The 25,352-nt window shown below is 55.7% G+C and carries 25 protein-coding genes and 1 tRNA gene; 11 read left to right on the forward strand and 15 right to left on the reverse strand.

All coding sequences use genetic code 11. The features are described from left to right. Positions 1 to 104 precede the first annotated feature (104 nt). The gene (locus ACR0BD_RS16025) at positions 105 to 779 is read left to right on the forward strand and encodes a PAS domain-containing protein (RefSeq protein ID WP_480831890.1); all 675 of its coding nucleotides are present in this window, start codon (positions 105 to 107) and stop codon (positions 777 to 779) included. Between the two features lie 56 nt (positions 780 to 835). Here ACR0BD_RS16025 and ACR0BD_RS16030 read toward each other — a convergent pair whose 3' ends face one another. After that, a complete protein-coding gene (locus ACR0BD_RS16030) occupies positions 836 to 2,206 on the reverse strand; it encodes a class II 3-deoxy-7-phosphoheptulonate synthase (protein WP_480693567.1) in 1,371 nt (456 codons plus the stop codon). Between the two features lie 169 nt (positions 2,207 to 2,375). On the opposite strand from ACR0BD_RS16030, the gene ACR0BD_RS16035 reads away from it, so the two are divergent. Then, positions 2,376 to 3,380: a GlxA family transcriptional regulator gene (locus ACR0BD_RS16035; RefSeq protein WP_480693568.1), complete on the forward strand. Its 1,005-nt coding sequence runs from the start codon at positions 2,376 to 2,378 to the stop codon at positions 3,378 to 3,380. Here the strand turns inward: ACR0BD_RS16035 and ACR0BD_RS16040 are convergent. Beyond that, positions 3,377 to 4,474 carry a PQQ-dependent sugar dehydrogenase gene (locus tag ACR0BD_RS16040; protein WP_480831893.1) on the reverse strand — a complete coding sequence of 366 codons (1,098 nt, stop codon included), beginning with the start codon at positions 4,472 to 4,474 and terminating at the stop codon, positions 3,377 to 3,379. The two genes, ACR0BD_RS16035 and ACR0BD_RS16040, sit on opposite strands and share 4 nt — an antisense overlap. A 150-nt stretch (positions 4,475 to 4,624) precedes the next feature. Here ACR0BD_RS16040 and ACR0BD_RS16045 point away from each other — a divergent pair, with 150 nt between their 5' ends. From ACR0BD_RS16045 to ACR0BD_RS16075, 7 genes are all read left to right on the forward strand, one after another. After that, the gene (locus ACR0BD_RS16045; protein ID WP_480693570.1) at positions 4,625 to 5,806 is read left to right on the forward strand and encodes an ABC transporter substrate-binding protein; all 1,182 of its coding nucleotides are present in this window, start codon (positions 4,625 to 4,627) and stop codon (positions 5,804 to 5,806) included. Between the two features lie 127 nt (positions 5,807 to 5,933). After that, positions 5,934 to 6,722: an ABC transporter ATP-binding protein gene (locus tag ACR0BD_RS16050; protein ID WP_480831895.1), complete on the forward strand. Its 789-nt coding sequence runs from the start codon at positions 5,934 to 5,936 to the stop codon at positions 6,720 to 6,722. Next, a complete protein-coding gene (locus ACR0BD_RS16055; RefSeq protein ID WP_480831896.1) occupies positions 6,719 to 7,549 on the forward strand; it encodes an ABC transporter ATP-binding protein in 831 nt (276 codons plus the stop codon). The genes ACR0BD_RS16050 and ACR0BD_RS16055 overlap by 4 nt, the downstream gene beginning before the upstream one ends. Before the next feature lie 11 nt (positions 7,550 to 7,560). After that, positions 7,561 to 7,950: a hypothetical protein gene (locus tag ACR0BD_RS16060; RefSeq protein ID WP_480831897.1), complete on the forward strand. Its 390-nt coding sequence runs from the start codon at positions 7,561 to 7,563 to the stop codon at positions 7,948 to 7,950. Beyond that, positions 7,950 to 8,960 (forward strand): branched-chain amino acid ABC transporter permease, encoded by a 1,011-nt coding sequence (locus ACR0BD_RS16065; RefSeq protein WP_480831899.1) that lies wholly within the window; start codon positions 7,950 to 7,952, stop codon positions 8,958 to 8,960. The genes ACR0BD_RS16060 and ACR0BD_RS16065 overlap by 1 nt, the downstream gene beginning before the upstream one ends. Then, the gene (locus ACR0BD_RS16070; RefSeq protein ID WP_480831901.1) at positions 8,957 to 10,399 is read left to right on the forward strand and encodes a branched-chain amino acid ABC transporter permease; all 1,443 of its coding nucleotides are present in this window, start codon (positions 8,957 to 8,959) and stop codon (positions 10,397 to 10,399) included. The genes ACR0BD_RS16065 and ACR0BD_RS16070 overlap by 4 nt, the downstream gene beginning before the upstream one ends. A 176-nt stretch (positions 10,400 to 10,575) precedes the next feature. Continuing rightward, positions 10,576 to 10,830 carry a hypothetical protein gene (locus ACR0BD_RS16075; RefSeq protein WP_480693575.1) on the forward strand — a complete coding sequence of 85 codons (255 nt, stop codon included), beginning with the start codon at positions 10,576 to 10,578 and terminating at the stop codon, positions 10,828 to 10,830. Positions 10,831 to 10,871: 41 nt separating this feature from the next. On the opposite strand, the gene ACR0BD_RS16080 is transcribed toward ACR0BD_RS16075, so the two are convergent. Then, positions 10,872 to 12,413: a helicase HerA-like domain-containing protein gene (locus ACR0BD_RS16080; RefSeq protein WP_480831904.1), complete on the reverse strand. Its 1,542-nt coding sequence runs from the start codon at positions 12,411 to 12,413 to the stop codon at positions 10,872 to 10,874. Positions 12,414 to 12,848: 435 nt separating this feature from the next. On the opposite strand from ACR0BD_RS16080, the gene ACR0BD_RS16085 reads away from it, so the two are divergent. Beyond that, positions 12,849 to 13,439: an invasion associated locus B family protein gene (locus ACR0BD_RS16085; RefSeq protein ID WP_480831906.1), complete on the forward strand. Its 591-nt coding sequence runs from the start codon at positions 12,849 to 12,851 to the stop codon at positions 13,437 to 13,439. A 57-nt stretch (positions 13,440 to 13,496) separates the two neighbouring features. Here the strand turns inward: ACR0BD_RS16085 and ACR0BD_RS16090 are convergent, their stop codons facing one another. Genes ACR0BD_RS16090 through ACR0BD_RS16105 form a run of 4 tightly spaced genes read right to left on the reverse strand, consistent with a single transcriptional unit; the run spans position 13,497 to position 17,734 of the window. Then, entirely contained in the window at positions 13,497 to 14,705 is a 1,209-nt protein-coding gene (locus ACR0BD_RS16090) for a beta-ketoacyl-[acyl-carrier-protein] synthase family protein (protein WP_480831908.1), read from the reverse strand. Between the two features lie 9 nt (positions 14,706 to 14,714). Continuing rightward, on the reverse strand, positions 14,715 to 14,972 hold the full coding sequence (locus ACR0BD_RS16095; RefSeq protein ID WP_170760709.1) for an acyl carrier protein: 258 nt from the start codon (positions 14,970 to 14,972) through the stop codon (positions 14,715 to 14,717). Positions 14,973 to 15,004: 32 nt separating this feature from the next. After that, positions 15,005 to 16,096 (reverse strand): UDP-3-O-(3-hydroxymyristoyl)glucosamine N-acyltransferase, encoded by a 1,092-nt coding sequence (gene lpxD / locus ACR0BD_RS16100; protein ID WP_480831910.1) that lies wholly within the window; start codon positions 16,094 to 16,096, stop codon positions 15,005 to 15,007. Between the two features lie 36 nt (positions 16,097 to 16,132). Further along, positions 16,133 to 17,734, reverse strand: coding sequence for a L,D-transpeptidase family protein (locus ACR0BD_RS16105; RefSeq protein ID WP_480831912.1), 1,602 nt, complete (start codon positions 17,732 to 17,734; stop codon positions 16,133 to 16,135). Positions 17,735 to 18,087: 353 nt separating this feature from the next. Between ACR0BD_RS16105 and mepK the strand changes: the two genes are divergently transcribed. After that, positions 18,088 to 18,657 (forward strand): peptidoglycan L,D-endopeptidase MepK, encoded by a 570-nt coding sequence (mepK, locus tag ACR0BD_RS16110; protein ID WP_480693581.1) that lies wholly within the window; start codon positions 18,088 to 18,090, stop codon positions 18,655 to 18,657. Positions 18,658 to 18,987: 330 nt separating this feature from the next. Here the strand turns inward: mepK and ACR0BD_RS16115 are convergent. The 8 genes from ACR0BD_RS16115 to sufB form a co-directional block, all read right to left on the reverse strand. After that, positions 18,988 to 19,064 (reverse strand) — tRNA-Arg (locus tag ACR0BD_RS16115). A 66-nt stretch (positions 19,065 to 19,130) separates the two neighbouring features. Next, on the reverse strand, positions 19,131 to 20,351 hold the full coding sequence (locus ACR0BD_RS16120) for a cysteine desulfurase (protein ID WP_480831915.1): 1,221 nt from the start codon (positions 20,349 to 20,351) through the stop codon (positions 19,131 to 19,133). A gap of 13 nt (positions 20,352 to 20,364) precedes the next feature. Next, positions 20,365 to 20,931, reverse strand: coding sequence for a YIP1 family protein (locus tag ACR0BD_RS16125; RefSeq protein WP_480831917.1), 567 nt, complete (start codon positions 20,929 to 20,931; stop codon positions 20,365 to 20,367). Further along, a complete protein-coding gene (locus tag ACR0BD_RS16130; RefSeq protein ID WP_480693584.1) occupies positions 20,928 to 21,413 on the reverse strand; it encodes a YIP1 family protein in 486 nt (161 codons plus the stop codon). The genes ACR0BD_RS16125 and ACR0BD_RS16130 overlap by 4 nt, the downstream gene beginning before the upstream one ends. Then, positions 21,413 to 22,693: a SufB/SufD family protein gene (locus ACR0BD_RS16135; RefSeq protein WP_480831919.1), complete on the reverse strand. Its 1,281-nt coding sequence runs from the start codon at positions 22,691 to 22,693 to the stop codon at positions 21,413 to 21,415. The genes ACR0BD_RS16130 and ACR0BD_RS16135 overlap by 1 nt, the downstream gene beginning before the upstream one ends. Further along, positions 22,693 to 23,448: a Fe-S cluster assembly ATPase SufC gene (sufC, locus tag ACR0BD_RS16140; protein WP_480831921.1), complete on the reverse strand. Its 756-nt coding sequence runs from the start codon at positions 23,446 to 23,448 to the stop codon at positions 22,693 to 22,695. The genes ACR0BD_RS16135 and sufC overlap by 1 nt, the downstream gene beginning before the upstream one ends. A 96-nt stretch (positions 23,449 to 23,544) precedes the next feature. Further along, positions 23,545 to 23,814 carry a hypothetical protein gene (locus tag ACR0BD_RS16145; RefSeq protein WP_480831923.1) on the reverse strand — a complete coding sequence of 90 codons (270 nt, stop codon included), beginning with the start codon at positions 23,812 to 23,814 and terminating at the stop codon, positions 23,545 to 23,547. A 3-nt stretch (positions 23,815 to 23,817) separates the two neighbouring features. After that, a complete protein-coding gene (gene sufB / locus ACR0BD_RS16150; protein WP_480831943.1) occupies positions 23,818 to 25,338 on the reverse strand; it encodes a Fe-S cluster assembly protein SufB in 1,521 nt (506 codons plus the stop codon). Positions 25,339 to 25,352 lie beyond the last annotated feature (14 nt).

Genomic DNA, 25,352 nt, shown 5'->3' on the forward strand with positions numbered 1-25,352 from the left:
TAAACCCGTGTCAATTTGGCTGTTGTCAGCGCTGGTCTCCTTGGGGTGCCCCCGGTATCTGGCATTTTAGGAAAATCGTGGTCAAACGTTGCTAGGGTGATGAAATGAAATCTTTTTTCGGGAATGGATCCGGGTCAAGCTTTGGAAAGATCGTCGCTATGGACCGATTTGACAGTGGTCGCAGCCTGTCGCCCATCCGACAGGCCGAGGCCTATTGGACAGCGTTACTAACCGGCAACAGCGTTCCGATGCGGTCGCAAATCGATCCGCGCGGGCTGGAAAGCATTCTGGAATATACCTTTATCCTGGAACGTATCGCCCCCGGACTTGCGCGTTTTCGGCTAGCCGGAAGCCACCTGAACAAACTGGCCGGTATGGAAGTTCGCGGCATGCCGCTGACCGCCTTTTTCGAAACTAACGCCAGAGCGTCCGTGACGAATGTTTTGGAACAAGTGTTTGCGTCACCTGCAGTTGCTGAATTGAAGCTGGAGTCGCACGGAAAACTTGGCCGCACGCGTCTAGAGGGGCGCATGATCTTGCTGCCGCTGAAAAGCGATCTGGGCGACATCAGCCGTGTACTCGGGGTGATGATCAGCGACGGTGCTGTCGGCGCGACTCCCAGACGTTTTGAGGTCAAAGACCACACGCTGAGAAAAGTCTCGGACATCCGGACGCCGCAACCCGCACAAAAACACGCGTCGGCTGGTTTTGCGGAAGACGCTACAGATTTCAAGCACGCGGGCTCGCACCTGCGGTTGGTTGTCTCGCGCGATGAATGATAGCCAAAATGAAAAAGGCGGGCCATGCGACCCGCCTTTCATGGTTATTTTCAGCCTTAGCTGACCGCGCGTTTGGAGCGATCCCGACGCAGGTTCGTCAGCTCCTCTGCAACCAGGAACGCCAGTTCCAGCGACTGCGACGCATTCAGGCGAGGATCACACGCTGTGTGGTAGCGGTCTGAAAGGTCTTCTTCGGTCACCGCACGAATACCACCTGTGCATTCGGTGACATCCAAACCTGTCATCTCAAAGTGCACGCCGCCGGGTACAGTGCCTTCGGCCTGATGCACACCAAAGAAGTCGCGCACTTCGTGCAGGACCGAGTCGAACGGACGTGTCTTGTAACCCGTCGCCGATTTGATCGTGTTGCCGTGCATCGGATCGCAGACCCAAGTTACAGTGGCACCCTCTTCTTTGACGGCTTTGATCAGACGTGGCAGATGCTCACCCGCTTTACCTGCCCCGAAGCGGGCGATCAGGGTCAAGCGCCCTTCTTCGTTTTCGGGGTTCAACTTGGACATCAGAACCTTGAGGTCTTCGGCGGTAGTGGTCGGGCCACATTTCAAACCGATCGGGTTTTGAACACCACGGCAGAACTCGACATGTGCACCGTCGGGCTGACGGGTGCGGTCGCCGATCCAGATCATGTGACCCGAACCTGCAAGCCAGTTGCCCGAGGTCGAATCCAAACGGGTCAGTGCCTCTTCGTATTCCAGTAGCAGCCCTTCGTGGCTGGTGTAGAATTCGACGGTCGAAAACTCGTGCGTGGTGTCGGCTGTGATTCCGGCCGCATCCATAAAGTCGATCGTGTCCTGAATGCGGTCCGCGATCTCGGAGTATTTCTGAACGTCCTGCTCATCCGTGAAACCCAGCGTCCAGGAATGCACGCGGCTCATGTCCGCAAAACCACCAGTCGAGAAGGCCCGCAGCAGGTTCAGGGTTGCCGCCGCCTGCGTATACGCTTGCAGCATCTTCGCCGGATTCGGAATGCGCGCTTCGGGTGTGAACGCCAGTTCGTTGATAATGTCGCCGCGGTAGCTGGGCAGTTCAACACCATCGACCACCTCGGTCGGCGCGCTGCGCGGCTTGGCAAATTGACCCGCCATACGGCCCACTTTGACGACCGGAACCTTGGCACCATAGGTCAGGACCATAGCCATCTGCAGCATTACCTTGAACGTGTCACGGATCGCATCCGCGCTAAATTGTTCAAAGCTTTCAGCACAATCCCCGCCCTGTAACAGGAAAGCTTCGCCACGGCCGGCGGCACCCAGATGCTGTTTCAGACGCCGCGCCTCACCGGCAAAGACCAGCGGGGGATACTGTGAAAGCTGGGCCTCGACCTTGGCCAGAGCGGCCGCGTCGGTATAATCTGGCATCTGAACCCGGGGCTTGTTGCGCCAGTTCGTTTTTTGCCATTCGGTCATAGCTTTGATCTCCGCTGAAGTATTCAGGTCGTCTCTATACAAAATGCAGCGAAGAGTGACCATATCCGATTTGCGCCCCTTGACGTCGTAAACAAGCTTTGATCATGGTGGCTGCCAAATCTGTCGCTGGGCCTACAGCCGCCGGGCGCCGAATCAAGGAACCCTCGCCATGCAAGAGCAACGCCAAGTTGTCACGGTGGAAGACACTGCGGCCAACCCGCGGAATTTCGTGTTTGTCCTGTTGGACAAGTTCTCATTACTCTCGTTTGCCTCAGCGTTAGACAGCCTGCGCATTGCCAACCGGATGGCAGACAGAGAGCTTTATTCCTGGACCGTAGCGGGTGAAGGCGGCGAAACCGTGAAATGCTCGGCCGGAACAGAGTTCAAGCTGGACACGGATCTGGCAGAACTGCAGCGCGATGATGTGATCATGATCTGCGGTGGTGTCGATGTTCAAACGGCAACCACGAAGAAAGTTCTCAACTGGGTGCGCCGCGAAGCGCGGCGCGGGTTGCGTATCGGTGGTTTGTGCACCGCGGCCTACTCCCTTGCCAAAGCCGGATTGCTGGATGGCAAGCGAGCCACGATCCACTGGGAAAACGCAGACAGTTTCATCGAAGAGTTCGATGAGGTCGAACTGACAAAATCAGTATTCCAGATTGACGGCAACCGGATGACCACCGCCGGGGGAACCTCTTCGATCGACCTGATGCTCAAGCTCATTGCGGATGACTATGGCGAGGATCTGGCGAATGCCGTGGCCGACCAGATGATCTACTCGTCGATCCGCACTGACCAGGACACTCAGCGGTTGTCGACACCGACCCGTATTGGCGTGCGCCACCCGAAGCTGAGTCAGGTCATCATGATGATGGAAAAGAACATCGAAGAGCCGATCTCGCCCTCGATTTTGGCCAAGGATGTGGGCATGTCCACACGACAGCTGGAACGTTTGTTTCGCCGCTATCTTAGCCGGTCACCCAAGCGCTATTACATGGAACTTCGCCTGCACAAGGCACGCAACCTTCTGATGCAAACGGATATGAGTGTCATCAACGTGGCGCTTGCCTGCGGTTTCGCCAGCCCCTCGCATTTCTCAAAATGCTATCGCGCCCACTACAACACGACCCCATACCGTGAGCGTGGGGCCCAGAGCGGGCGGTTGTCGGTCTAGTTAGGGGTCATGCGGTAAACCGCGCCCTGCCCAACTGAAACGAACCAGATCGAACCATCGGGAGCTTCGACGATATCACGAACGCGCTCTGTCTCGGGGCCTTCGATCTGTTCGACTTCGGTCAGAGGAGAACCCTCAAGACGGGCGATATAGTCAAACTTGAGGGAACCCACAAAGATATCACCCGCCCAACGCGGCCAGAGCTTGCCGGAATAAACCATCAAACCAGAAGGCGCTATCGAAGGATCCCAATAGTATTGGGGTTGTTCCATGCCCGGTTTAAAGCTTCCCTCTCCGATTGCTTTTCCCGAATAATGTCTTCCATAGGATATGACAGGCCAACCATAGTTGCGCCCTGGCTTGACCAGATTTACTTCATCCCCGCCGCGCGCACCATGCTCGGATGTCCATAACTGGCCTGTGTCATCCAAACCTGCACCCTGCGGATTTCGATGACCGTAGGACCAAATCTCTGGCCGAATATCCGATTGCCCGACGAACGGGTTATCAGACGGCACTGACCCATTTCGATTGATCCGGATGATCGAACCAATATGGTTTGATTTGTCCTGCGCTTGCGGACGATCCCCGCGATCACCGATCGTTACGAAAAGCGTGCCATCATTCGCTTCAACCACGCGCGACCCAAAGTGTCGACCGCCTGACCCGCCCGGGACCGCTTCGAATAACACACGCAGATCATTCAGACGGCTACCGTCATCGGACAGCCGAGCCACAGCGACAGCCGTTCCAGCCTTACTGCCCTGAGGTTTCGAGTAGGTCAGGAAAACCTCCCGGCTGGTCCGAAAATCCTTTGCCACGGTGATGTCCAGCAAACCGCCTTGCCCATTTGCAGCGACCTTTGGAACACCACGTAGTTTTTTGGCTTTTCCTTCAGAAACGAACAACAGGTCGCCATCACGCTCTGTCACCAGAAACCCGCCGTCTGGCAGCACACCCACGGCCCACGGTGCATCCAGCCCCGTTACCATGGCATCCACACGCACCGGCCCTTGAGAAGTCGCAAGCACATCGGCCCGCGCAAGGCCCGCGCTCAGCAAAAGAACCAGAATCGCAAATGCACTGAATTTCATGTTCTCAACCTCTGACAGGACGCACTACGCCTATGAGGATAAATAGAATTCCCGGACGCAAAGACACGTTTGCGTTAGGACTTTTCTTTTCCGGACAGCTTGCCTAGGGTCTTGGCCAGAACGAATACGTTCACAATAGGGAGTAACCATATGAAAAAGCTGCTTACAGCAACTGCAGCAACCGCTCTGCTTTCGGGCACAGCTATGGCCGAAGACGTAACACTCGGCGTTCTGTTTGGCTTTACCGGACCGATTGAATCCCTCGCCCCAGCTATGGGTTCGGGTGCGGAAATGGCGATGGCCGAAGTCACCGAATCCGGCAAGCTACTGGATGGCACCAAGGTGACCGCATCACGCGCCGACACGGGATGCATTGATAACGGTCTGGCGACCTCAAACGGTGAGCGCATGATCGGCGACGGTGTTGCCGGCATTATCGGCGGCGACTGCTCTGGCGTCACCGGCGCGATCCTTCAGAACGTCGCGATTCCGAATGGCATGGTGATGATCTCGCCATCGGCTACCTCGCCCGGTCTGTCGACCATGGAAGATAACGGCCTGTTTTTCCGCACCGCACCGTCGGATGCGCGCGAAGGTCAGGTGATGGCCGATATCCTGAACGATCGCGGTATCAGCTCGATCGCTCTGACCTACACCAACAACGACTATGGCAAGGGTCTGGCAGACGCGATCCAATCCTCGTTCGAGGCGTCGGGTGGCGAAGTCACCATCGTTGCCGCGCACGAAGACGGCAAAGCCGACTACTCGGCCGAAGTGGGCGCGCTGGCCTCGGCCGGTGGCGACATTCTGGTTGTTGCGGGCTATCTGGACCAGGGCGGTCTGGGCATCATCCAGTCGGCACTGGACAGCGGTGCGTTTGACACATTCGGTCTGCCGGGCGGCATGATTGGTGACTCGCTGCCTGCCAATGTTGGCCCCGACCTGAACGGCTCGTTCGGTCAGATCGCTGGCTCGGGCGGTGAAGGTGCAGAAAAGTACTTTGCCATGGCCGAAGCCGCGGGCTTTGACGGCTCGTCGCCCTACTCACCAGAAAGCTATGACGCGGCTGCGCTGTTCATGCTGGCGATGCAAGCCGCAGGGTCGACCAACCCGGCCGAGTACGGCGCCAAGATCATGGACGTTGCCAACGCGCCGGGTGAGAAAATCTATCCCGGTGAACTGGCCAAGGGCCTTGAGTTGCTGGCTGCAGGGCAAGAGATCGACTATGTCGGCGCGTCGGGTGTTGAGCTGATCGGTCCCGGTGAAAGCGCTGGCTCGTATCGCGAGATCGAAGTCACCGACGGCGAAAACAAGACCGTCAGCTTCCGTTGATCCGACGTTAACAGTCATAAAAACAAGCAGCCCGGGCCTTGTGTCCGGGCTGTTTCAATGAAAAAAGGCCGCACCTCGGACACCGGGGGTGGGACAAGAACGCCGAAAACGGCGGCTAGGGGAAAAGATGATCGTCGTCGAAGACGTGCACAAGCATTTCGGCGGGTTTCATGCGGTGGACGGGGCATCGCTGGAAATCCAAAAGGGCTCGATCACCGGTCTGATCGGGCCGAACGGTGCCGGAAAAACCACTCTGTTCAACGTGATCGCGGGCGTGTTGCCGCCGACCAGCGGCAAGGTGTTCATGGATGGTGAGGATATCACCGGCCTGCCCCCGCATGAGCTGTTTCACAAGGGCCTGTTGCGCACCTTCCAGATCGCGCACGAGTTTTCCTCAATGTCCTGCCGCGAGAACCTGATGATGGTGCCGGGCGCGCAATCAGGTGAATCGCTCTGGAACACATGGTTCGGGCGCAAACGCATTGCCGATGAAGAACGTGCACTCAAGGCCAAGGCCGATGAGGTGCTGGAGTTCTTGACAATAGAGCATTTGGCCGATCACAAGGCCGGTCAGGTCTCGGGCGGGCAAAAGAAACTGCTGGAACTTGGCCGCACCATGATGGTCGACGCCAAGATCGTGTTTCTGGACGAGGTCGGCGCGGGCGTGAACCGCACCCTGTTGATGACCATCGCCGACACGATCCTGCGCCTGAACAAGGAGCGCGGCTATACCTTCGTCGTCATCGAGCATGACATGGATTTCATCGGCAAGATCTGCGATCCGGTCATCTGTATGGCTGAGGGCAAGGTGCTGGCCGAAGGTACGCTGGACGAGATCAAAGCCAATGAGCAGGTGATCGAAGCCTATCTGGGCACCGGCCTCAAGAACAAAGACAAGCTGGAGGCCGGGGCATGAGCAACAACCCTTATCACGACGACAAGGGCAACAAAGACGCGTCGATCACCAACCCGCATGGCGCAAGCACCATGACCCCCGGCCACCGCAAAAGCGGTGAGACGCATAAGGTTGATGGCGGTCCCTTCCTGATCGGTGACACCATGACCGGTGGCTATGGCAAGGGGCCGGACATTCTGCACGACTGCACCATCGCAGTCGACAAAGGTGAGATCGCGGTGATCGTCGGCCCCAACGGTGCGGGTAAGTCCACCGCGATGAAGGCCGTGTTCGGAATGCTGGACGTGCGCTCGGGCGCGGTTCGGTTGGATGGCGAGGATATCACCGCGCTGACACCACAGGATCGGGTGATGCGCGGGATGGGCTTTGTGCCGCAGACCTCGAACATCTTCACCTCGATGACGGTGGAAGAGAACCTTGAGATGGGCGCCTTCATCCGCCGCGACGATATTTCTGAGACGATGGAGCAGGTCTATGACCTCTTCCCCATCCTCCGCGACAAGCGCAACCAGGCCGCCGGAGAACTGTCGGGCGGTCAACGCCAACAGGTCGCAGTGGGTCGCGCGCTGATGACCCAGCCGAAGGTGTTGATGCTGGACGAACCGACCGCCGGTGTCTCGCCCATCGTGATGGATGAGCTGTTCGACCGGATCATTGAAGTCTCGCGCACCGGGCTGCCGATCCTGATGGTCGAACAGAACGCCAGGCAGGCGCTGGAAATCGCGGACAAGGGATATGTGCTGGTTCAGGGGCGGAATGCCTATACCGGCACGGGCAAGGAACTGCTGGCCGATCCCGAAGTGCGCAAGAGTTTCTTGGGGGGGTGAGGATGCTTAGATTGTTGGCCTTCAACTTAGTGACCTTGGTATCCCTTGCCAGCGGAGCGGCCGGGGAAACGACCAAGATCGATTACGAATTTCAAATCGTATGTGACTGGGTGAAAACGGTTCGGACAGAAACAACAAATGCCTCGGAAGGTAAAGAAGTTGTTGTATTAGCAACGAGTCCCACTCCAGAACTTCTTGTGGCCGAATCTGCCCGCGCGACATTTGAAATTCCTGGAATTGCGGGAGTGCGTCAATTCGTTCTGCCCGCTTTGCCCGGCCATCTAGCCGGCGGGATGATAACGGTATTTCCGGATGGAAGAGGCGTTCGCACGCAAACCTACGACTTTGAAGGCGAATTTAAAGTGACAACAGAAATTGGAAATTGTGAGGTCGTCGAATAATGGACTTCCTTAACGCCCTCGTGGCGCTCTCCAACTTCGTTCTTGTTCCCGCTATCGCCTATGGCAGCCAGTTGGCGCTGGGCGCTTTGGGGGTGACGCTGATCTATGGCATCCTGCGGTTCTCGAACTTCGCCCACGGCGACACGATGGCCTTTGGCGCGATGATTGCGGTTCTGGTGACATGGGGCCTGCAAGCGGCGGGTGTCAGTTTTGGGCCGCTGCCGACCGCTCTGCTCGCCCTGCCCTTTGCCATTCTGGGCTGTATCGTGTTGGTGCTGGTCACTGACCGGCTGGTTTACAGGTTCTACCGCGAACAAAAGGCCAAGCCGGTCATTCTGGTGATCGTGTCGATGGGTGTGATGTTCATCATGAACGGTCTCGTGCGGTTCATCATCGGACCAGATGATCAACGCTTCTCAGACGGCGCGCGGTTCATTATCTCGGCCCGTGATTTCAAGGCGATGACCGGGCTGCGTGAGGGGCTGGCGATCAAGACCTCTCAGGGCATTACCGTAATCGTGGCCGTTGTCGCGGTGGCTCTGCTGTTCTGGTTTCTGAATAAAACCCGTACCGGCAAGTCGATGCGCGCCTATTCGGACAACGAAGATCTGGCGCTGCTGTCTGGTATCAATCCCGAACGCGTGGTGATGATCACGTGGATTATTGTGGCAGCTCTGGCAACCACGGCGGGCGTGCTTTACGGCCTCGACAAAAGCTTCAAACCCTTCGTCTACTTCCAGCTTTTGCTGCCGATCTTTGCCTCGGCCATCGTAGGCGGGCTCGGCAATCCGCTGGGCGCTATCGCAGGTGGGTTTATTATCGCCTTCTCTGAGGTGACCATCACCTATGCCTGGAAAAAGGTGCTGACATATCTGGCACCGGAAAGTCTGGAGCCTTCGGGGTTGGTTCAATTCCTGTCCACCGACTACAAGTTCGCCGTCAGTTTTGCTATCTTACTGATTGTATTGCTGTTTAAGCCCACGGGTCTGTTCAAGGGGAAAGCGGTATGATCCTTGCGGTACTAGTTTCTATTGTTGTCCCCCTGATTGCGGGACTAGCTCTGGGCCAAGTCGGTTTGATCGCTGGAGCCGCCGAAGTCGCGCTGGGTTGGACTTATCGTTACGCCGTTCAAACCGAAAACGAACGCCTCAAAAAATCGGTTCTTTTTGCTGCGGTCGCAATCCTCATTTTGGCTACTGGATTCGCACAAGGCTGGAACGCGGCGATTCTGATCCTGAACATGGGACTAATATCGGCGATCATGTCGATTGGGGTGAACCTGCAATGGGGTTTCGCGGGGCTTTTCAACGTGGGCGTGATGGGGTTCGTCGCGCTGGGCGGGCTGGCCGTTGTGCTGGTGTCGACCCCGCCCACGCCCGGCGCGTGGTCCAGCGGTGGGTTCGGTGTCATCCTCGCGCTGCTGCTGGGGGCAGCGACCGTGGTTGCAGCAGTGATGATCGCCAAGAAAATGCCAAAGGGGCGGACACAGACGCTCGCGATCATAGGCATCTTGATCGTGGGCTTTTTCATATACCGCGCGATCTTTGACCCGAATGTTGCCGCGATTGAGGCGATTGACCCCGCCGTCGCGGGCAATATCGGCGGGCTGAACCTTCCGGTTTTGCTGGCCTGGCCCGCAGGTGGTTTGCTGGCCGCGGGTGCGGCCTGGTTGATTGGCAAGACTGCTTTGGGTTTACGATCTGACTATCTCGCTATTGCGACGCTCGGAATTGCCGAGATCATCATCGCGATTATGAAGAACGAAGACTGGCTGGCACGCGGGGTCAAGAATGTATACGGCATTCCGCGCCCTGCCCCGGTGGTTGGATATGAGGTCGATCTTCAACAGGATCCCGGTTTCATCGCGCGCGCAGACTGGCTGGGAATTGACCCGGTCATCGCGTCTACGCTGTCGGTTAAATTGGGCTATTCCCTGTTGTTCATGATCGTGCTGCTTGCACTTTTGTGGATGGCGCAAATGGCGTTGAAAAGCCCGTGGGGCCGTATGATGCGCGCAATCCGTGACAATGAAGTCGCGGCTGAGGCGATGGGTAAGGATGTAACCCGCCGCCACTTGCAGATCTTTGTACTGGGATCCGCCATATGTGGCATTGCAGGTGCAATGATGACCACGCTGGACGGTCAGTTGACTCCGGGCACATATAATCCGCTGCGCTTCACGTTTTTGGTCTGGGTTATGGTCATCGTCGGCGGCTCGGGTAACAACTTTGGCGCCGTTCTGGGCGCCTTTCTGATCTGGTTTCTGTGGGTTCAGGTCGAACCGATTGGGCTGTGGCTCATGAACCTGATCACCTCGGGCATGGCGGACGGAAGTGCCCTGAAAACTCACCTGGTGGAGAGCGCCGCACATATGCGCTTGTTCACGATGGGGCTGATATTGCTGATTGTGCTCAGGTTCAGTCCACGCGGGCTTATTCCCGAGAAATAGGCATTAGATGCTAAAAGAAAACAGACCGCGCCGGATCAGGGGCGCGGTTTCTTGATTTAGATCCGCAGGGCGTTTAGACGGTTTCCAGTGGTCCATGAACCAACCTTTTGGCGTTTACGGGAATTTATCTTGTTAAGCCAATAGTGCGATAAACTTTAATAGAACAAAGAGTTCACATGACGCCGATGCTGACCAAACCACTTATCCTTCTGCCATTGCTCGTTGGGCTTGCTGGCTGTGTTCCCAGCCCGGAAGACTTTGAGTCCACTCCGGTAAAAGTCCAGACCCCCAAAGGCGAAGTGACCTGTCAGCTGTATCGTCAGGATCGCGTGAGTTGGGACCGCGCCATCGATTTCCCTGCGACCGAAATGACCGTTCCAGAGGCTGATGCTTACTGCAAGCAAGAAGGTCAGCGCCGCCTGAAAGGCTGACACACAAAGCGGGAGGGTTTGAACCCTCCCCACCACGTCGGTTATCTGTTTTTGAACAGCCCTCCCAGAATACCGCGTACAATCCGTCTGCCCGTGGTGCCCTTTAGCTCTTTGATGACGGCTTCACTCATGGCGGTGGCGAACGTATCCTTTTTTCGCACAACCCGCGAAGACGACCGCCCGACTCTGCCTCCGGAATATCGCCTTGCGGTCGCAAATTCTCTTTCCGCGACGGATTGCGACTCTATCTGTTCTTCGGCTTCGGCGGCTTCTTTCGCTGCAGCGTCGGCCCGAGCCTGAAGAATTTCAAATGCAGATCGCCTGTCTTTCAAAGTCCCGTATTTCACCTGCATGGGCGAAGCTTCTACTATCGACTGACGTTCAGCCGAGCTTATCGGCCCCAGTTGTGATCCCGGCGGTCTGATCAGGGTTCGTTCAACCATCCCCGGTACGCCCTTCTTTTGCAGCATCGAAGTCACGGCCTCGCCAACACCGACTTCTCGGATTGCTGCTTCCGTGTCAAAGGCCGGATTCTCGCGATAGGTCTCAGCGGCAAGGCGCAGGTTTTTGCGGTCCCTCGCGGTAAAGGCGCGCAACGCGTGCTGTACGCGATTTCCCAACTGTCCAAGAATATCCTCGGGTATGTCGGCCGGATTTTGCGAAATGAAATAGACACCAACGCCTTTGGATCGGATCAAACGTGCCACCTGTTCGACCTTGTCGACGAGTATTTTGGGCGCGTCGTCAAACAGTAGATGCGCCTCGTCAAAAAAGAAGACCAGTTTCGGTTTATCCGGGTCTCCAACCTCTGGCAGTTCTTCGAAAAGCTCGCTGAGCAACCACAAAAGAAACGTTGCATACAGGCGTGGCGAGCCCATCAACTTGTCAGACGCAAGGATGTTGACCGCACCATGCCCATTTTGGTCCGTTTGCATTAGGTCACTAAGTTCCAACGCGGGCTCACCAAACAGGTTGTTCCCGCCTTGGTTTTCCAGCACTAGCAGACGACGTTGGATGGCACCAATCGAAGCCGTCGACACGTTTCCGAACCTGAGGGACAACTGGGTTCGGTTTTCACCGATCCAAACAAGCAACGACTGCAGGTCCTTGAGATCCAAAAGGGGCATCCCCTCATCATCCGCTACCCGAAAGGCGATGTTCAGAATGCCTTCCTGCGCTTCGCTGAGGTCCATCAGGCGTGATAACAGCAGCGGCCCCATCTCGGTCACGGTCGTGCGGACAGGATGTCCCTGCTCACCAAACAAATCCCAGAAGGTTACGGGGCATGCAGCGTACGCATAATCAGAAAACCCTATCCGTTCCGCGCGATCACGAAATGCCTCATGCAGTTTGTGCGATTTACTCCCGGCCTTGGCCAAGCCGGAAAGATCACCTTTCACATCAGACAGAAAAACCGGAACGCCCGCTTTGGAAAACCCCTCGGCCAGAATTTGCAAGGTGACTGTCTTGCCGGTCCCTGTCGCGCCAGCGATCAGGCCATGTCGGTTGGCGTATTCCAAGCTCAGAGTTTGCGGCTGGGCATAGTCTTCGCCACCACCACCCAGAAAGATACTATTTCCCATTACTTTAACGCCCTGATTTCCACCGATCTGGGACCACCATACAAATTTAATAATTGCCTGCGATAGTCTATTTGCCGCCTCAGCCTAGCGTGGTTTGGGCGGCAAACTTCCTCCCTGTCGACTGGCCGCGCCTTCGGGCGCGGTTTTTTTCGCAGAAATGGGTCTTTGACATCAATTTTTGACGTTAGCAGTTGACCGGTGGCCTCCCCTTTCGTAACGTCTGCGCATAACTAAGTCGGCCAGTCCGACGGGGAGAAAATTATACGAAAGGGAGCCGCTCCACCGGCTCCCTTTTTCAATGTCAGAACTCGCTCCAGCGCGCCCGCGAATGGCAAAAATCTGATCACACCCTTGATATCGGCCGCTTAAGGCCTGACACCTTCTCATAAGAGTGTTAGACCGAGCAAAAAGCTCAATCACATTGCCGAGGCATACATGATCAAGAAAACACTATCCTTCAGCCTTGTTGCGACGGCCCTATGGTGTGGCGTGTCATTCGCACAGGAAGCAACCGAAGAAACGGAAACCCCGCAAGCCCAAACCGACCTGGACCTTGGTGAGACAGGACCCCGCGTGGGTGAGCAATACCTCAAGGAAGAGGTCGGGGATTGGGCAATAATGTGCATCAAGACCGACACCGATGCAGACCCATGCGCCATGCGGCAAATCCTGGTTGGAAACCAAGGTCAGCCTATCGCCGAAATCACGGTAGAAAAGCTTCCCGAAACTGCCCCGGCCGCAGCAGGCGCCACGGTCATCGTGCCACTTGAGGTTCTGCTGCAGGCACAACTGGCCCTGTCAATCGACGGCGCGCCCGGCAAGCGCTACAACTTCCATCACTGCAATCCCGTGGGCTGCCTTGCACAGTTGGGCTTTACAGCCGAAGACGTTGCTGCGATGAAAAGCGGCTCTAAGGGAACATTGTCGATGGTGCCGTTGGTTGCACCTTCTCAGCTGTTGCAGCTTGAAATCTCGCTGGCAGGTTTCACCGCAGGTTTTGACGGGCTGGAAATCAACGAAAACTGAAGTTTGAAATCAATCGCGGGTGGCTGGGTAAAATAGCCGCCCGCTGAGACGCGCCCATCAGACTTTTTTCATCGCAATTACAGCGTTCAAGCCGCCAAAAGCAAAAGCATTGCTCAGGGCAACCTCGACCTTTGCGTCCCGAGCGTCGTTTGGCACCACATCCAACGCGCATTCCGGATCTGGTTCTTCATAGCCAATGGTCGGCGCGATGACCCCGTCACGCAAAGCCATGATACAGGCCAACAGTTCGACCGCACCGGTGCCGCCAATCAAATGGCCATGCATGGATTTCGTGGAAGAAATCATCAAATCATCTGCATGCGGCCCGAACACATCTGCCACAGCAGCGCATTCCGTTTTGTCGTTTGCCGCTGTTCCGGTGCCATGAGCGTTGATGTATCCAACCTGATCGGCGTTCAGTTGCGCGTCAGCCAACGCTCCGGACATAGCCCGAGAAGCGCCTTGTTTACTTGGCATCACTATGTCGGCCGCGTCGGAAGACATTGCGAAGCCAACGACCTCACACAAAATATCGGCGCTGCGCGCGCGCGCATGCTCGAACTCTTCAAAGACAAAAACCCCGGCGCCTTCGCCTTGAACCATCCCGTTACGGTTCGCACTGAATGGGCGGCAGGCGTCTTTGGACATCACACGCAGCCCCTCCCACGCCTTTACGCCACCAAAACACAGCATGGATTCAGAGCCACCCGTCAACATGGCCGGAGCCATACCGCTGCGCACCATCTGAAACGCCTGCGCCATCGCGTGGTTTGAGGACGCGCACGCTGTCGAGACGGTAAAGCTGGGCCCCTTCAGATTATGCTCCATCGACACGTGGCTGGCCGCCGCATTATTCATAAGCTTGGGCACGACAAAGGGATGCACCCGGTTTTTTCCGTCTTCGTAGACGGAGCGGTAGTTATCGTCCCATGTCGAAACACCACCGCCCGCAGTGCCTAAGACCACACCCGATCTGGCCGCCAGTTCGCCATGGAATTCGATGCCAGATTGATCGATCGCCTCTTTGGCGGCCGTCAGCGTGAACTGCGTGAACCGGTCGTAAAGGCTCATCTGCTGGCGGTTAAAGCGTCCCTCAGCCTCGAACCCACGAACCTGACCACCTATCTTGATGGCCAAGCGTTCGACATCACGAAACTCGAGCGCGGAAATTCCGCACCGCCCCTCACGCATCGCCTCAAGCGTCGCGGGAACCGAGTGGCCTAACGAGTTGATTGTCCCGGCACCAGTAATAACAACGCGTTTCATGGCCGCGCGTCAGACCTTTTCCGACACAAGTTTTTCTATCCCAGCTATAATCGCCGCAACGTTAGAGATATCGAAATCACTTGCCGTGGGTTCATTGGCATTGAACGGCACAGAGATGTCGAATTCTTCCTCTATCGCAAAGATACTCTCGACCAGCCCAAGGCTATCAATGCCCAGATCCTCGAGCGTACTTTCGGGCGTCACGTCCGAAGGCTCCAGCACGGCCTGTTCGGCAATGATGGCAATGACGCGGTCTGTGATGCTCATGTCGATCCTCTGATTATCACGTTGAGGATGATTTAATCGCTCGACGACTGTTTGGAAACAGCCTTTTTCAGCGCCTCGACGTCACGTGCCAACCGGGGCAAGCGGCGCTGGGCTTTGTAAATGTCGGTATGCGTTTCCATCTTAATTCCGGGATATCCCATAATCACGCGTCCAGCCGGTACGTTCGACAGGATTTTGGTTCCCCCGCCTGAGATCACGCCGTCTCCGATAAAGATGTTATCGACAACACCGGTCTGCCCACCGAGAACAACGTTATTCCCGATTTCAACCGATCCCGATACGCCCGTTTGTCCGCACAGCAGGCAATCGTTGCCCACGCGCGTGTTGTGTCCCACATGAACCAGGTTATCCAACTTGGACCCGTTTCCGATCCGGGTGTTCCGGATCGTGCCGTTGTCGACGGTACTATTGGCACCAACCTCGACGTCATCCCCGATCTCGACCGCGCCCAAAGAATGAATGCGCAACCAGCTTTGAGCCCGCGCATCCCCTTTGTCACCCATTGTCTTACGAACATTCTCAACATCGGACACTTCGGGGGTCACATAGCTGAAGCCATCACCACCAATGCGGGCACCCGGTTGCGCCATGAAGCGATCACCAATCTGCGCGCGCGCGCCAATGCTGACCATTTCGCGCAAAACAGCGTTTTCGCCAATAACAGCGTCCATCCCAATCGTGCAATGCGGGCCTATGACAGCCCCTGATCCGATGCGAGCGCGAGGGCCGACGACCGTCAGTGGACCGATCGAAACGTCCTCTCCCAGCACTGCTGAAGGGTCGACAACGGCAGAAGGGTGAATACCTGCTTCGACGCCCTGCCCTTTGTCCAGTCTCGCAGTTATTCCGGCCATCGCCATACGCGGCCGGGCAACAAAAATAGCGGCGTCCAACCCAAAAGACTGCCAATCAGCCCCTTCCCACAACACAGCTACCCGAGCAGCCCCTGCCGTGAGAGCTTCGGCATATTTGGGAGACATTGCCATCGCCAACTGTTCTGGCCCAGCATCTGCGGGCTCGGCAGCACCACTGATGACAAGGTCAAGGTCGCCCTGGCATTCAGCACCCAGCGCTTCGGCGATTTCCTGAACAGTATATTGCATGTCGGGCTTCCCGGATCTTAGGGTTCACCCCGGTGCTTACCCCTGAACGTCCGGCAGGGCCACCCCTGCTTTTTGCAACGCGTCCCAGATTTTCTGGTCACGGCCATAAACATCGCGCCGATACTGAGCATCCCCCTTGGGACCAATATATGCCGTGCGATAAATCAGGTGCACAGGTACATGCTTCTCCAATGGAACTGTCGTTTCCTTACCAGTGGCTAGGATACGCTGGAAAAATGCTTTGGGGTCTTCTTTCTGTTTGGCCAGAAGAGCATAGGCAAACTCGAAAGGCTGCGCCAATCGGATACATCCGTGTGAAAAGGCCCGCGTTTCCCGCGCAAACAAACTTTTCTGCGGAGTATCATGCAGATAGATATTGTACTTGTTCGGGAACATGAACTTCACAAGACCCAAAGCGTTGCTTTGGCTAGGCGGTTGGCGCATGGCAAACGGGAAATTGCGCGCTGTGAACTGAGTGAAGTCCACCGCCCCTCTGTCAATCTGACGCCCACTCCGGTCCGTGATGTGTATATGGCCAACCGCATTTGGGTCGGATTGCAGTTGCGGCAAATATTCCTTGGTGATGATCGAGCGTGGGACATACCAGCTTGGGTTAATGACCATATGCTCCATTTCGTCCGAGAACTCAGGGCTCCGACGATCATGGACGTTCTTTCCGATGACCGCCCGCGTTTCAAATGTCACCAAACCATCATCGACAATCTTGGCCGAGAAATCAGCCTGATTGACGAGGATATGCCGCTCACCCCGTTCGCGTGGCAACCAGCGTTCCCGCTCCAGCGCAACATAAACCGCCTTGAGCCGCTCGGCTGCGCTGCGGTTTAGCTCGGTAATTGTGCCTTGGCCCGCTACACCATCGGCCGCCAGACCATGCGAAGTTTGAAACTCTTTCACTGCGGCCAGCATCGCGTCATCGAATGTCGGGCTGGCAGTGGGTTTGAGATACCCCATAGAAACCAAACGATTGCGCAGTTTGATTACGTTTTTGTCGCTGTCGCCGTATTCCAGTTTGTCGACAGGAACACCCGCGCCCCAACCGCCTTGGTCCACAAGCCTTTGCAGAGCGACTTTTTGCTTCATAAGCGCACGATACTGCGCCGTTTGCGGGGCGAGCTGATCGAAATAGGCAACATCCCGATCCAACAGACCTTTCAGGTGCTGTTTTTCCGATTTCCGCTCGACCTTACGAACCAGCCCTTCGTCAATAGTCGAGGGTCGCAATGCACCCGAATACAGATCGTTTGCGTAGGCGACGAACGCACGGCTCAACGCGATTTCCGCAGCACCAAAGTCCCGCAGCGAACGCGCATCAGACATGAGGGCAACCAACCCTTCAACATCGTAGGTATCTTTGGGCAACCCGTGCATATGCGCAGACGACAGCGCCTGAATCAGCCTAGCCCGACGTGCCTGATGTTGTGGTGTCGATCCGACCCAAATCGGTGCAAAGCCGTTTTCGCGATAAAACTCGGCGACCTGTGTTCCGGAAGGCGCAAATTCCGCAACAGCCATTTGAAACCCGGTCGAGGGCACCTCTTGCGTGGTTGCAAAAGCTGCTGTTGCCCCCAAAAAGGCGGCCACCGCTAAGGAAGAAGACGCACGAAAAAATGCTCGCATCGGATACCCTGAATATACAAAGACTTAAGCGCTTACATGAGCGCGTCGAACAAATATGGTTATTGCCCGACACCATTGTCTATTCACAAATGCATCAATTTAGCGCTTATGTTGCGGCGTGATGCGCGTTTGCATCGCCACTGGCGATCTGGGCAAATTTGCCTCAAGTTTAGACGAAAAATCGTCATCTGCGCAAAAAACTGCCGAAAATTCCCCCTTGAAAAGGTGATTTTGAAAGACTTCTTGGCGGTCTTTTAGGTCTATGCCATAAAAACGCCATCTGGGATGGGAAAAAATTAAGAACGCGCGCGTAACATCGTGTGCAGGCAGGAACAGTACGGGACGAAACAAAAATGACTACGAGCAGTTCCTCGGGCTTGACCCGGCGGGCCCTTTTGGGCGCATTCGCCGCAACCGCAGTTGTTGCAGCACCGACATATTCCAATGCAGCAGGTTTTCTTCGCGGCGGCGGTGATATTCGCCGTATTCGTATGTATTCTGGTCGCACCGGCGAACGTATCGATATGATATATTGGGTCGACGGCAAATACATCAAGGATGCTGTCAAAGAAGTGAACAACTTTATGCGCGACTGGCGAACGGATCAGGTCAAGGACATGGATCTTCGCACAATCGACATCATGGCGGCCTCTCACAATCTGCTGGACGTTAGCGAGCCTTACACGCTGCTGTCCGGATACCGCTCACCTCAGACAAACGCGATGCTTCGATCCCGCTCGCGTCGTGTTGCCAAGAACTCGCTGCACATGAAGGGTCAGGCGGCTGACCTACGCTTGTCTTCGCGGTCGGTTTCTCAGGTGGCCAAGGCGGCGATGTCTTGCCGTGCGGGTGGCGTCGGGAAGTACTACCGCTCGAACTTCGTTCACATGGATTGCGGTGACGTCCGTTCTTGGGGCGGATAACGCTTACCCATTACTAGGTTTATTCAGGCAAGGTTGCGCGATCGATCTGATCGCGCTTGTTCTGTTTTTAGTTCTTATTTGATCACGGCTCGCTGGATACCTAAGCGCAGTTTTTTCTGAGCTGTTTGAGTTTCTGCTCCGAGAGTATCCAAGCGAAACAAACCCAGATAATCTGTTGCAACAAACAACTCTGAACGAACGCCAGTCGTTGTTACGAGTGTGTCCGGCACAACCCGCTAACCTCAAGTAGACAAGGCATCTTTCGCATGGGCGAACAGCGTCTGCTGCTTCCAAGACAAAAGCCTGCGGTGCCCTACAACTACCAGAAAATGGCGCACCTGAGAGGATTCGAACCTCTGGCCTCTGCCTTCGGAGGGCAGCGCTCTATCCAGCTGAGCTACAGGTGCCTTGGACGTTAGCTAACCTTGTTCCGATCCGGGTGCAACTGGAAATCGACCCGGATCAGGCTGTGATCAGGCAAACAAATCATGCGCCAATTCCAGCGCGTCCACCAGCGTATCAACCTCGTCTGTCGTGTTGTACAGGCCAAAGCTGGCCCGGCACGTTGCAGCGACGCCAAAGAAATCCATCAGGGGGCCCGCACAGTGATGACCGGCCCGAACAGCCACGCCTTTTTTGTCCAAAATGGTAGAGACATCATGCGCATGCCCTGCCCCGTCCAGGGTAAAACTGAAAATGGCCGCCTTGTCGGGCTGTGTCCCTTGGACCTGCAACCAGTTCAGGCCTGACAGCTTTTGCACCGCATAATCGCGCACTCCGGCCTCGTGTGCGGCGATGTTGTCCATCCCCAGATCCATCATGTACTCCAAAGCGACGCCCAGCCCGATTGTCTGAACGATACCAGGTGTGCCAGCTTCGAATTTCATTGGTGGGTCGTTGTAAGTCACTTCGTCTTTGCTGACTTCCTTGATCATGTCGCCGCCGCCAATAAAGGGGCGCATCTCAGCCATCCGCTCGGACTTGATATAGATCGCCCCTGATCCGGATGGGCCATATAGTTTGTGACCGGTGATCGCGTAGAAATCGCACCCGATATCCTCGACATTCACCGGCATGTGCACCGCGCCCTGGCTTCCATCTACCAAAACCGGCACGCCTTTGGCATGCGCGCCTTCTGTTATGGCCTTGACGTCAACAACGGTGCCCAAAACGTTCGAGCAATGTGTGACGGCAACCAGCTTTGTATTGGGACCAATCGCGTCAATAATGGCCTGAGGATCAAGGCCACCGTTCGCGTCCACGTCGACCCATTTCAATACAACACCCTGCCTTTCGCGCAGGAAGTGCCACGGGACGATATTGGCGTGATGCTCCATCACGCTGAGCACGATCTCATCCCCTGCCTGAAGACGCGGCATTGCCCATCCATAAGCGACAAGGTTGATCCCTTCGGTCGTTCCCGAGTTCAGGACGATTTCATTCTCATTCGAAGCCCCCAAAAATCGAGCGATCGTGCCACGAACGGACTCGTATTTTTCAGTCGCCAGGTTTGAGAGATAGTGCAGACCCCGATGAACGTTTGCATATTCTTCGGCATAGGCGCGCGTCACAGCGTCAATGACAACCTGCGGCTTTTGGGCCGAAGCTCCGTTATCAAGATAAGTCAGTGGTTTACCATTGACCTCTCGAGACAGGATCGGAAAGTCCGCACGGATTTTCTGCACGTCATACATGATGTTTTCTTTCCTATACCGGGCCGGCTGGAGTTAAGGCGAGGACAAAGGGCACCGCAACCAAAGCAGATAGGGCGATGACCCCAAAAGACTTCAGAATAGACCCGAATTTATGCGCTTCATTAATGAAATGCAGCGTGACGTAAAGGCTGACAATTGCTGTCCCCAACAAAAGCATCACCATCAGAAAGGGCACAACAAGGGAAACCAGCAGAGTAACCAACAGAGCGGCAACCTGAAGAAACTGCAGCCAGACCGAAAGGATCATGATGTCCGGAAACCTGGCAACGCCCCCCATCAGCCGTCCAATGATCAAAAAGGCAAAAATACTCAGCATCATAGTGCCAGCCGATCGAATAAGACCGATCAAGACAGGCTCGGCTGGAGTTATCGGTTCGCCTTCCGGCACCGGCATCAGTTGGTCTATTCCGACCTGAACCAGACCATTCAGAACAACCGCCAAGAAAAACGCCAGCCAAAGCGCCTCACGCCCGGGTCGAAAGGCCAGCAGTTGACGGGCCGCCGCGGCCGGGTTGGTCAAGGTCAAGACCACCAGATTGATCAGTACCTGAGCATTCATTCCGGATACCTTTGCACCTGCCTAAGACCAGACAGCCAGAACCACAGGAAGAAAGCGCACCAAACCAAACCGACGATTGTCAAGGTTGGGCCCGGTCCTATGAAACCAGCCACCAATCCGTTCAGAAGCAGTAAGGGCGTCGAAGATAACAGTGCCCAGAACAAAGCCACCCGCGCCCCATAGGCCGTCCCCTTGCCGCCGACCATCCGAGCGGCCCCATAGGACACAAAGGCCAGAGCGTAGAAGAATAGTGGCAGGATAATGACCGTGCCCAAAAGCGCACCGCCCATGAGCATGTTCAGCTCCAGACCTTCAAGATGGGCACGACGCGACAGGCTGGGCAGTTGCGCGATGAAGGCAACGACGCAAAAGGCCATCACGAAAACCAAAGCGCGGTCTTCTCGCTGACCCAAATCCAGAAGCCGGCGCACCACGCGCCCCGGCCCCCGATAGGTAGCGACTATATCCGACGTCACCGGCATCAGCTGTGACGCGACAACCAGCCTTCAAGGCGATCAACTATCGCCTGAGCCAAGGTATCATCCTCGATCTCGTCAACGGCTTCTGCCAAGAACGCCAGCGTCAACATATTCGTGGCATCCTTGGTCGGAACCCCGCGAGAGCGCAGGTAAAACAAAGCCGTTTCATCAATCGCACCTGACGTTGAGCCGTGTGAACACGCAACATCGTCCGCGTAGATTTCCAGCTCAGGCTTGGCAAGAAACTGACTGTCATCATCCAACAACAATGACTGGCTGATCTGATAGCCATCGGTTTTCTGGGCGCCTTCCTTAACAAGGATCTTGCCTTGGAAAACCCCGGTGGCACCGTTGCGCAGAACCTTCTTGAACACCTGGCGACTTTCGCAGTTCACCGCGTCATGGGTCACAAATACTGTATCATCATGGTGAAAATCACCATCACCGACACAGGCACCAGCGACATGAGCGACGGCGTCATCTCCGGTCAGTTCCACGACCTGTTCGTTGCGTGTCAGAACACCATTCACTGTTAAGGTGAAAGACTTGTAGACAGACTCCTTACCCAAACGTGTGAACATATGCGTGGCAGCCCTGCGCTCATGATCGCGACCTTGCGCGCGCACATGATGCAGCGTGCCCTCGTCAGCGATGTCAATCTCCATGCACTTGTTAAAACGCGAAGCTGCCGGACCATTTTCGAGGATCGTAACCTCGGCCCCGCTTTCGACACGGATAATATGGTGCAACATAGCATCCGATGTCTCAGAAGCATGCCTATACACAAAGCTGATCGGCTTGGACGGTTTGCCCGTCACATGAATTGCAATTCCGTCTGCAGCAAACGCCGTATTCAACGCAGCAAGGGGGCGCTGAACGGGCACCTGACCCCGTGCTTCAAGAACGCCATACAACTCTTTGGCCCAGTGAATATCCTTGAAGCAAATGTCCTCGATGCGGTCGATCGTGACACCTTCCAAGGACAGATCGTCGGATTCTTCGGGGCTGAAAACACCGTCCACGAAAACGATCTTCAACCGGTCCAGATCGCTGAACAGCATCGCCTCATCCGCGTGAAAAAGCGCGGCTTTTGGCGCTTCGGGTGAGATCAGGGTATCTGGTTGGGTGTATTTCCAGTATTCATCCCGCCGGCCCGGCAGGCCCATTTCCAACACACGTGCCAACGCATCCTCACGCGCGGCGCGCGTGCAACCTGCATCGGGCATCACCAGATTGGCGAGACGCGCCTCGGTCGCGGTTTGTTTGATTTCGGGCAAAGCCATCAGTTCACCTCGGCCAGAATATCGGCATAGCCGTTGTTTTCGACTTCTAGCGCCAGATCGGGGCCACCGGTTTTGACGATTTTCCCATCCGCCATGATGTGAACCACATCAGGTTTAATATGGTCCAGAAGGCGTTGATAATGGGTGATAACCAGGAAACCCCGGCCTTCGTCACGCAGGGCATTCACACCCTCGGCCACCAGCTTCATGGCATCGACATCCAGCCCCGAGTCAGTCTCGTCCAAGATGCACATCTTGGGTTCCAGCATAGCCATTTGCAGAATTTCGTTCCGCTTTTTCTCACCACCAGAGAAACCGACATTCACCGGACGCTTCAGCATGTCGGCATCAATCTTCAGGGATTTCGCCTTTGCGCGCACAACTTTCAGGAAATCGGCCGCCGACAGTTCTTCTTCGCCACGCGCCTTGCGCTGAGCGTTCACCGCTGTGCGAAGGAAGGTCATATTGCCAACACCCGGAATCTCGACCGGGTATTGGAACGCAAGAAAGATCCCTGCCGCAGCGCGTTCTTCAGGCTCCATCTCAAGCAAGTCTTCGCCATCCAGTGTGGCCGAACCTTCGGTGACATCATATCCGTCCCGCCCTGACAGCACATAGCTGAGGGTCGACTTGCCCGAGCCATTCGGCCCCATGATCGCATGCACCTTTCCGGCTTCGACCGTCAGATCGACGCCCTTAAGGATCTGCTTTTCTTCTTCTTCGAGTTTGACGTGCAGGTTTTTGATTTCAAGCATGTTTTTTCCTTTTGCGCATCGCAAGGGCGCGTGGCCCGGTTTATACTTTTAAGGCTGTAGATCCCGTTCAATCACAGCCACTAATAATCCCAGAATTCATCCGCTCCAGTAGGCTCGGACTTTCTGCAGTTGGCCTTTCCATGTCCCAAAGACCAAAAGGGAAAGTCCGCCCAGCAAGACTAAGCTGATGAACCCCGCAACAGGGCCATTCACTACAAACGCCGCCAATATGACCGCCGCGAAAGCGCTCAATAATGGAAGCACGACCCGCCGCGTCACCCAGAAAACACCCACGGCACGGGCACCTTCCATGGCGTTTTGTCGAAACACCTCGGCTTCGATCTTTGGGTCGATGGGAGCGGGCATGGATCAGCCCACGGAACCTTCAAGCGAGATCGCTACAAGCTGTTGGGCTTCCATCGCAAATTCCATCGGAAGGGCTTGCAAAACGTCCTTGCAGAACCCGTTAACGACCAGCGCCACGGCCTCTTCTTCGTCCATACCGCGCTGACGGCAGTAGAACAGTTGATCGTCATCTACCTTGGACGTCGTCGCTTCGTGTTCGACGCGGCTCGAGTTATTCTTGACCTCGATATAGGGCACGGTGTGGGCACCACATTTATCGCCGATCAGCAAGCTATCACACTGTGTGTAGTTCCGGCTGTCTTTGGCCCTCGGATGCATGGAAACCAACCCACGATATGTGTTTTGGGCTTTCCCTGCGCTGATGCCTTTGGACACGATCCGCGACTTGGTGTTCTTACCTAAGTGGACCATCTTGGTGCCCGTGTCGGCCTGCTGATAGTTGTTTGCGATGGCGATCGAGTAAAATTCGCCCTGGCTTTCGTTACCACGCAGGATGCAAGACGGATATTTCCATGTCACAGCTGAACCGGTTTCCACTTGCGTCCACATCACCTTGGAGCGGTCGCCCCGGCAGTCTGCGCGTTTGGTGACGAAGTTGTAGATACCGCCTTTGCCGTTCTCATCGCCGGGGAACCAGTTCTGAACGGTCGAGTATTTAACCTCGGCATCTTCTTCGATGATGATCTCGACAACAGCGGCATGCAATTGCGCCGTGTCGCGCTGCGGAGCCGTGCATCCCTCCAGGTAGGAAACATACGAGCCTTTGTCCGCGATGATCAAAGTCCGCTCAAACTGTCCTGTGTTTTCGGCGTTGATACGGAAATATGTGCTCAGTTCCATCGGGCAACGCACACCCGGCGGGATGTAGACGAACGAGCCGTCCGAAAAGACCGCAGAATTCAGCGTCGCATAAAAGTTGTCCGAAACGGGCACGACCGAGCCCAAGTATTTCTTAACCAATTCCGGATGCTCTTTGATCGCTTCAGAAATCGAACAGAAGATAACACCGGCTTTCTTCAGCTCTTCCTGGAAGGTCGTCCCAACAGAAACCGAGTCGAAAACAGCATCGACCGCGACCTTACGGCCTTCGGCTGGCATATTCTCTGCGCCTTCAACACCGGCAAGAATCATCTGCTCTTTCAGGGGGATACCCAGCTTTTCGTATGTGGCCAGCAGCTTGGGATCGACATCATCCAGCGACTTTGGCTTTTCTTCCATCGATTTGGGGCGCGCATAGTAGTACTGATCCTGAAAGTCGATCTTGGGATAGCTGACCATTGCCCAGTTCGGCTCATCCATTTTGGTCCAGCGCTCGAACGCAGCCAGACGCCATTCGGTCATCCACTCCGGTTCTTCGTTTTTCTCCGAGATCAGACGGACGATATCGGGATTCACACCTTTCGGTGCGTATTCCATCTCGATATCAGTTTCCCACCCATATTTGTAAGTGCCGACTTCTCGCACCGCGTCCACGGTTTTCTGATCGACACCTTCTTTTACTTGGGTCTGGTCCAAAGCGGCCATTAAGACACCCTCCG

It is taken from the genome of Ruegeria sp. G5 (assembly GCF_056533365.1).

Bases quoted from the DNA above. Each gene is read 5' to 3' on its own strand.
- ACR0BD_RS16135 (WP_480831919.1), bottom strand. From the start codon at position 22,693: ATGGCTTTGCCCGAAATCAAACAAACCGCGACCGAGGCGCGTCTCGCC.
- ACR0BD_RS16105 (WP_480831912.1), bottom strand. From the start codon at position 17,734: ATGCGAGCATTTTTTCGTGCGTCTTCTTCCTTAGCGGTGGCCGCCTTT.
- ACR0BD_RS16055 (WP_480831896.1), top strand. From the start codon at position 6,719: ATGAGCAACAACCCTTATCACGACGACAAGGGCAACAAAGACGCGTCG.
- ACR0BD_RS16030 (WP_480693567.1), bottom strand. From the start codon at position 2,206: ATGACCGAATGGCAAAAAACGAACTGGCGCAACAAGCCCCGGGTTCAG.
- ACR0BD_RS16040 (WP_480831893.1), bottom strand. From the start codon at position 4,474: ATGAAATTCAGTGCATTTGCGATTCTGGTTCTTTTGCTGAGCGCGGGC.
- ACR0BD_RS16050 (WP_480831895.1), top strand. From the start codon at position 5,934: ATGATCGTCGTCGAAGACGTGCACAAGCATTTCGGCGGGTTTCATGCG.
- ACR0BD_RS16035 (WP_480693568.1), top strand. From the start codon at position 2,376: ATGCAAGAGCAACGCCAAGTTGTCACGGTGGAAGACACTGCGGCCAAC.
- ACR0BD_RS16025 (WP_480831890.1), top strand. From the start codon at position 105: ATGAAATCTTTTTTCGGGAATGGATCCGGGTCAAGCTTTGGAAAGATC.
- ACR0BD_RS16075 (WP_480693575.1), top strand. From the start codon at position 10,576: ATGACGCCGATGCTGACCAAACCACTTATCCTTCTGCCATTGCTCGTT.
- ACR0BD_RS16125 (WP_480831917.1), bottom strand. From the start codon at position 20,931: ATGAATGCTCAGGTACTGATCAATCTGGTGGTCTTGACCTTGACCAAC.
- ACR0BD_RS16090 (WP_480831908.1), bottom strand. From the start codon at position 14,705: ATGAAACGCGTTGTTATTACTGGTGCCGGGACAATCAACTCGTTAGGC.
- ACR0BD_RS16145 (WP_480831923.1), bottom strand. From the start codon at position 23,814: ATGCCCGCTCCCATCGACCCAAAGATCGAAGCCGAGGTGTTTCGACAA.
- mepK (WP_480693581.1), top strand. From the start codon at position 18,088: ATGACTACGAGCAGTTCCTCGGGCTTGACCCGGCGGGCCCTTTTGGGC.
- sufC (WP_480831921.1), bottom strand. From the start codon at position 23,448: ATGCTTGAAATCAAAAACCTGCACGTCAAACTCGAAGAAGAAGAAAAG.
- ACR0BD_RS16130 (WP_480693584.1), bottom strand. From the start codon at position 21,413: ATGCCGGTGACGTCGGATATAGTCGCTACCTATCGGGGGCCGGGGCGC.
- ACR0BD_RS16085 (WP_480831906.1), top strand. From the start codon at position 12,849: ATGATCAAGAAAACACTATCCTTCAGCCTTGTTGCGACGGCCCTATGG.
- ACR0BD_RS16070 (WP_480831901.1), top strand. From the start codon at position 8,957: ATGATCCTTGCGGTACTAGTTTCTATTGTTGTCCCCCTGATTGCGGGA.
- ACR0BD_RS16065 (WP_480831899.1), top strand. From the start codon at position 7,950: ATGGACTTCCTTAACGCCCTCGTGGCGCTCTCCAACTTCGTTCTTGTT.
- ACR0BD_RS16080 (WP_480831904.1), bottom strand. From the start codon at position 12,413: ATGGGAAATAGTATCTTTCTGGGTGGTGGTGGCGAAGACTATGCCCAG.
- ACR0BD_RS16045 (WP_480693570.1), top strand. From the start codon at position 4,625: ATGAAAAAGCTGCTTACAGCAACTGCAGCAACCGCTCTGCTTTCGGGC.
- sufB (WP_480831943.1), bottom strand. From the start codon at position 25,338: ATGGCCGCTTTGGACCAGACCCAAGTAAAAGAAGGTGTCGATCAGAAA.
- lpxD (WP_480831910.1), bottom strand. From the start codon at position 16,096: ATGCAATATACTGTTCAGGAAATCGCCGAAGCGCTGGGTGCTGAATGC.
- ACR0BD_RS16120 (WP_480831915.1), bottom strand. From the start codon at position 20,351: ATGTATGACGTGCAGAAAATCCGTGCGGACTTTCCGATCCTGTCTCGA.
- ACR0BD_RS16095 (WP_170760709.1), bottom strand. From the start codon at position 14,972: ATGAGCATCACAGACCGCGTCATTGCCATCATTGCCGAACAGGCCGTG.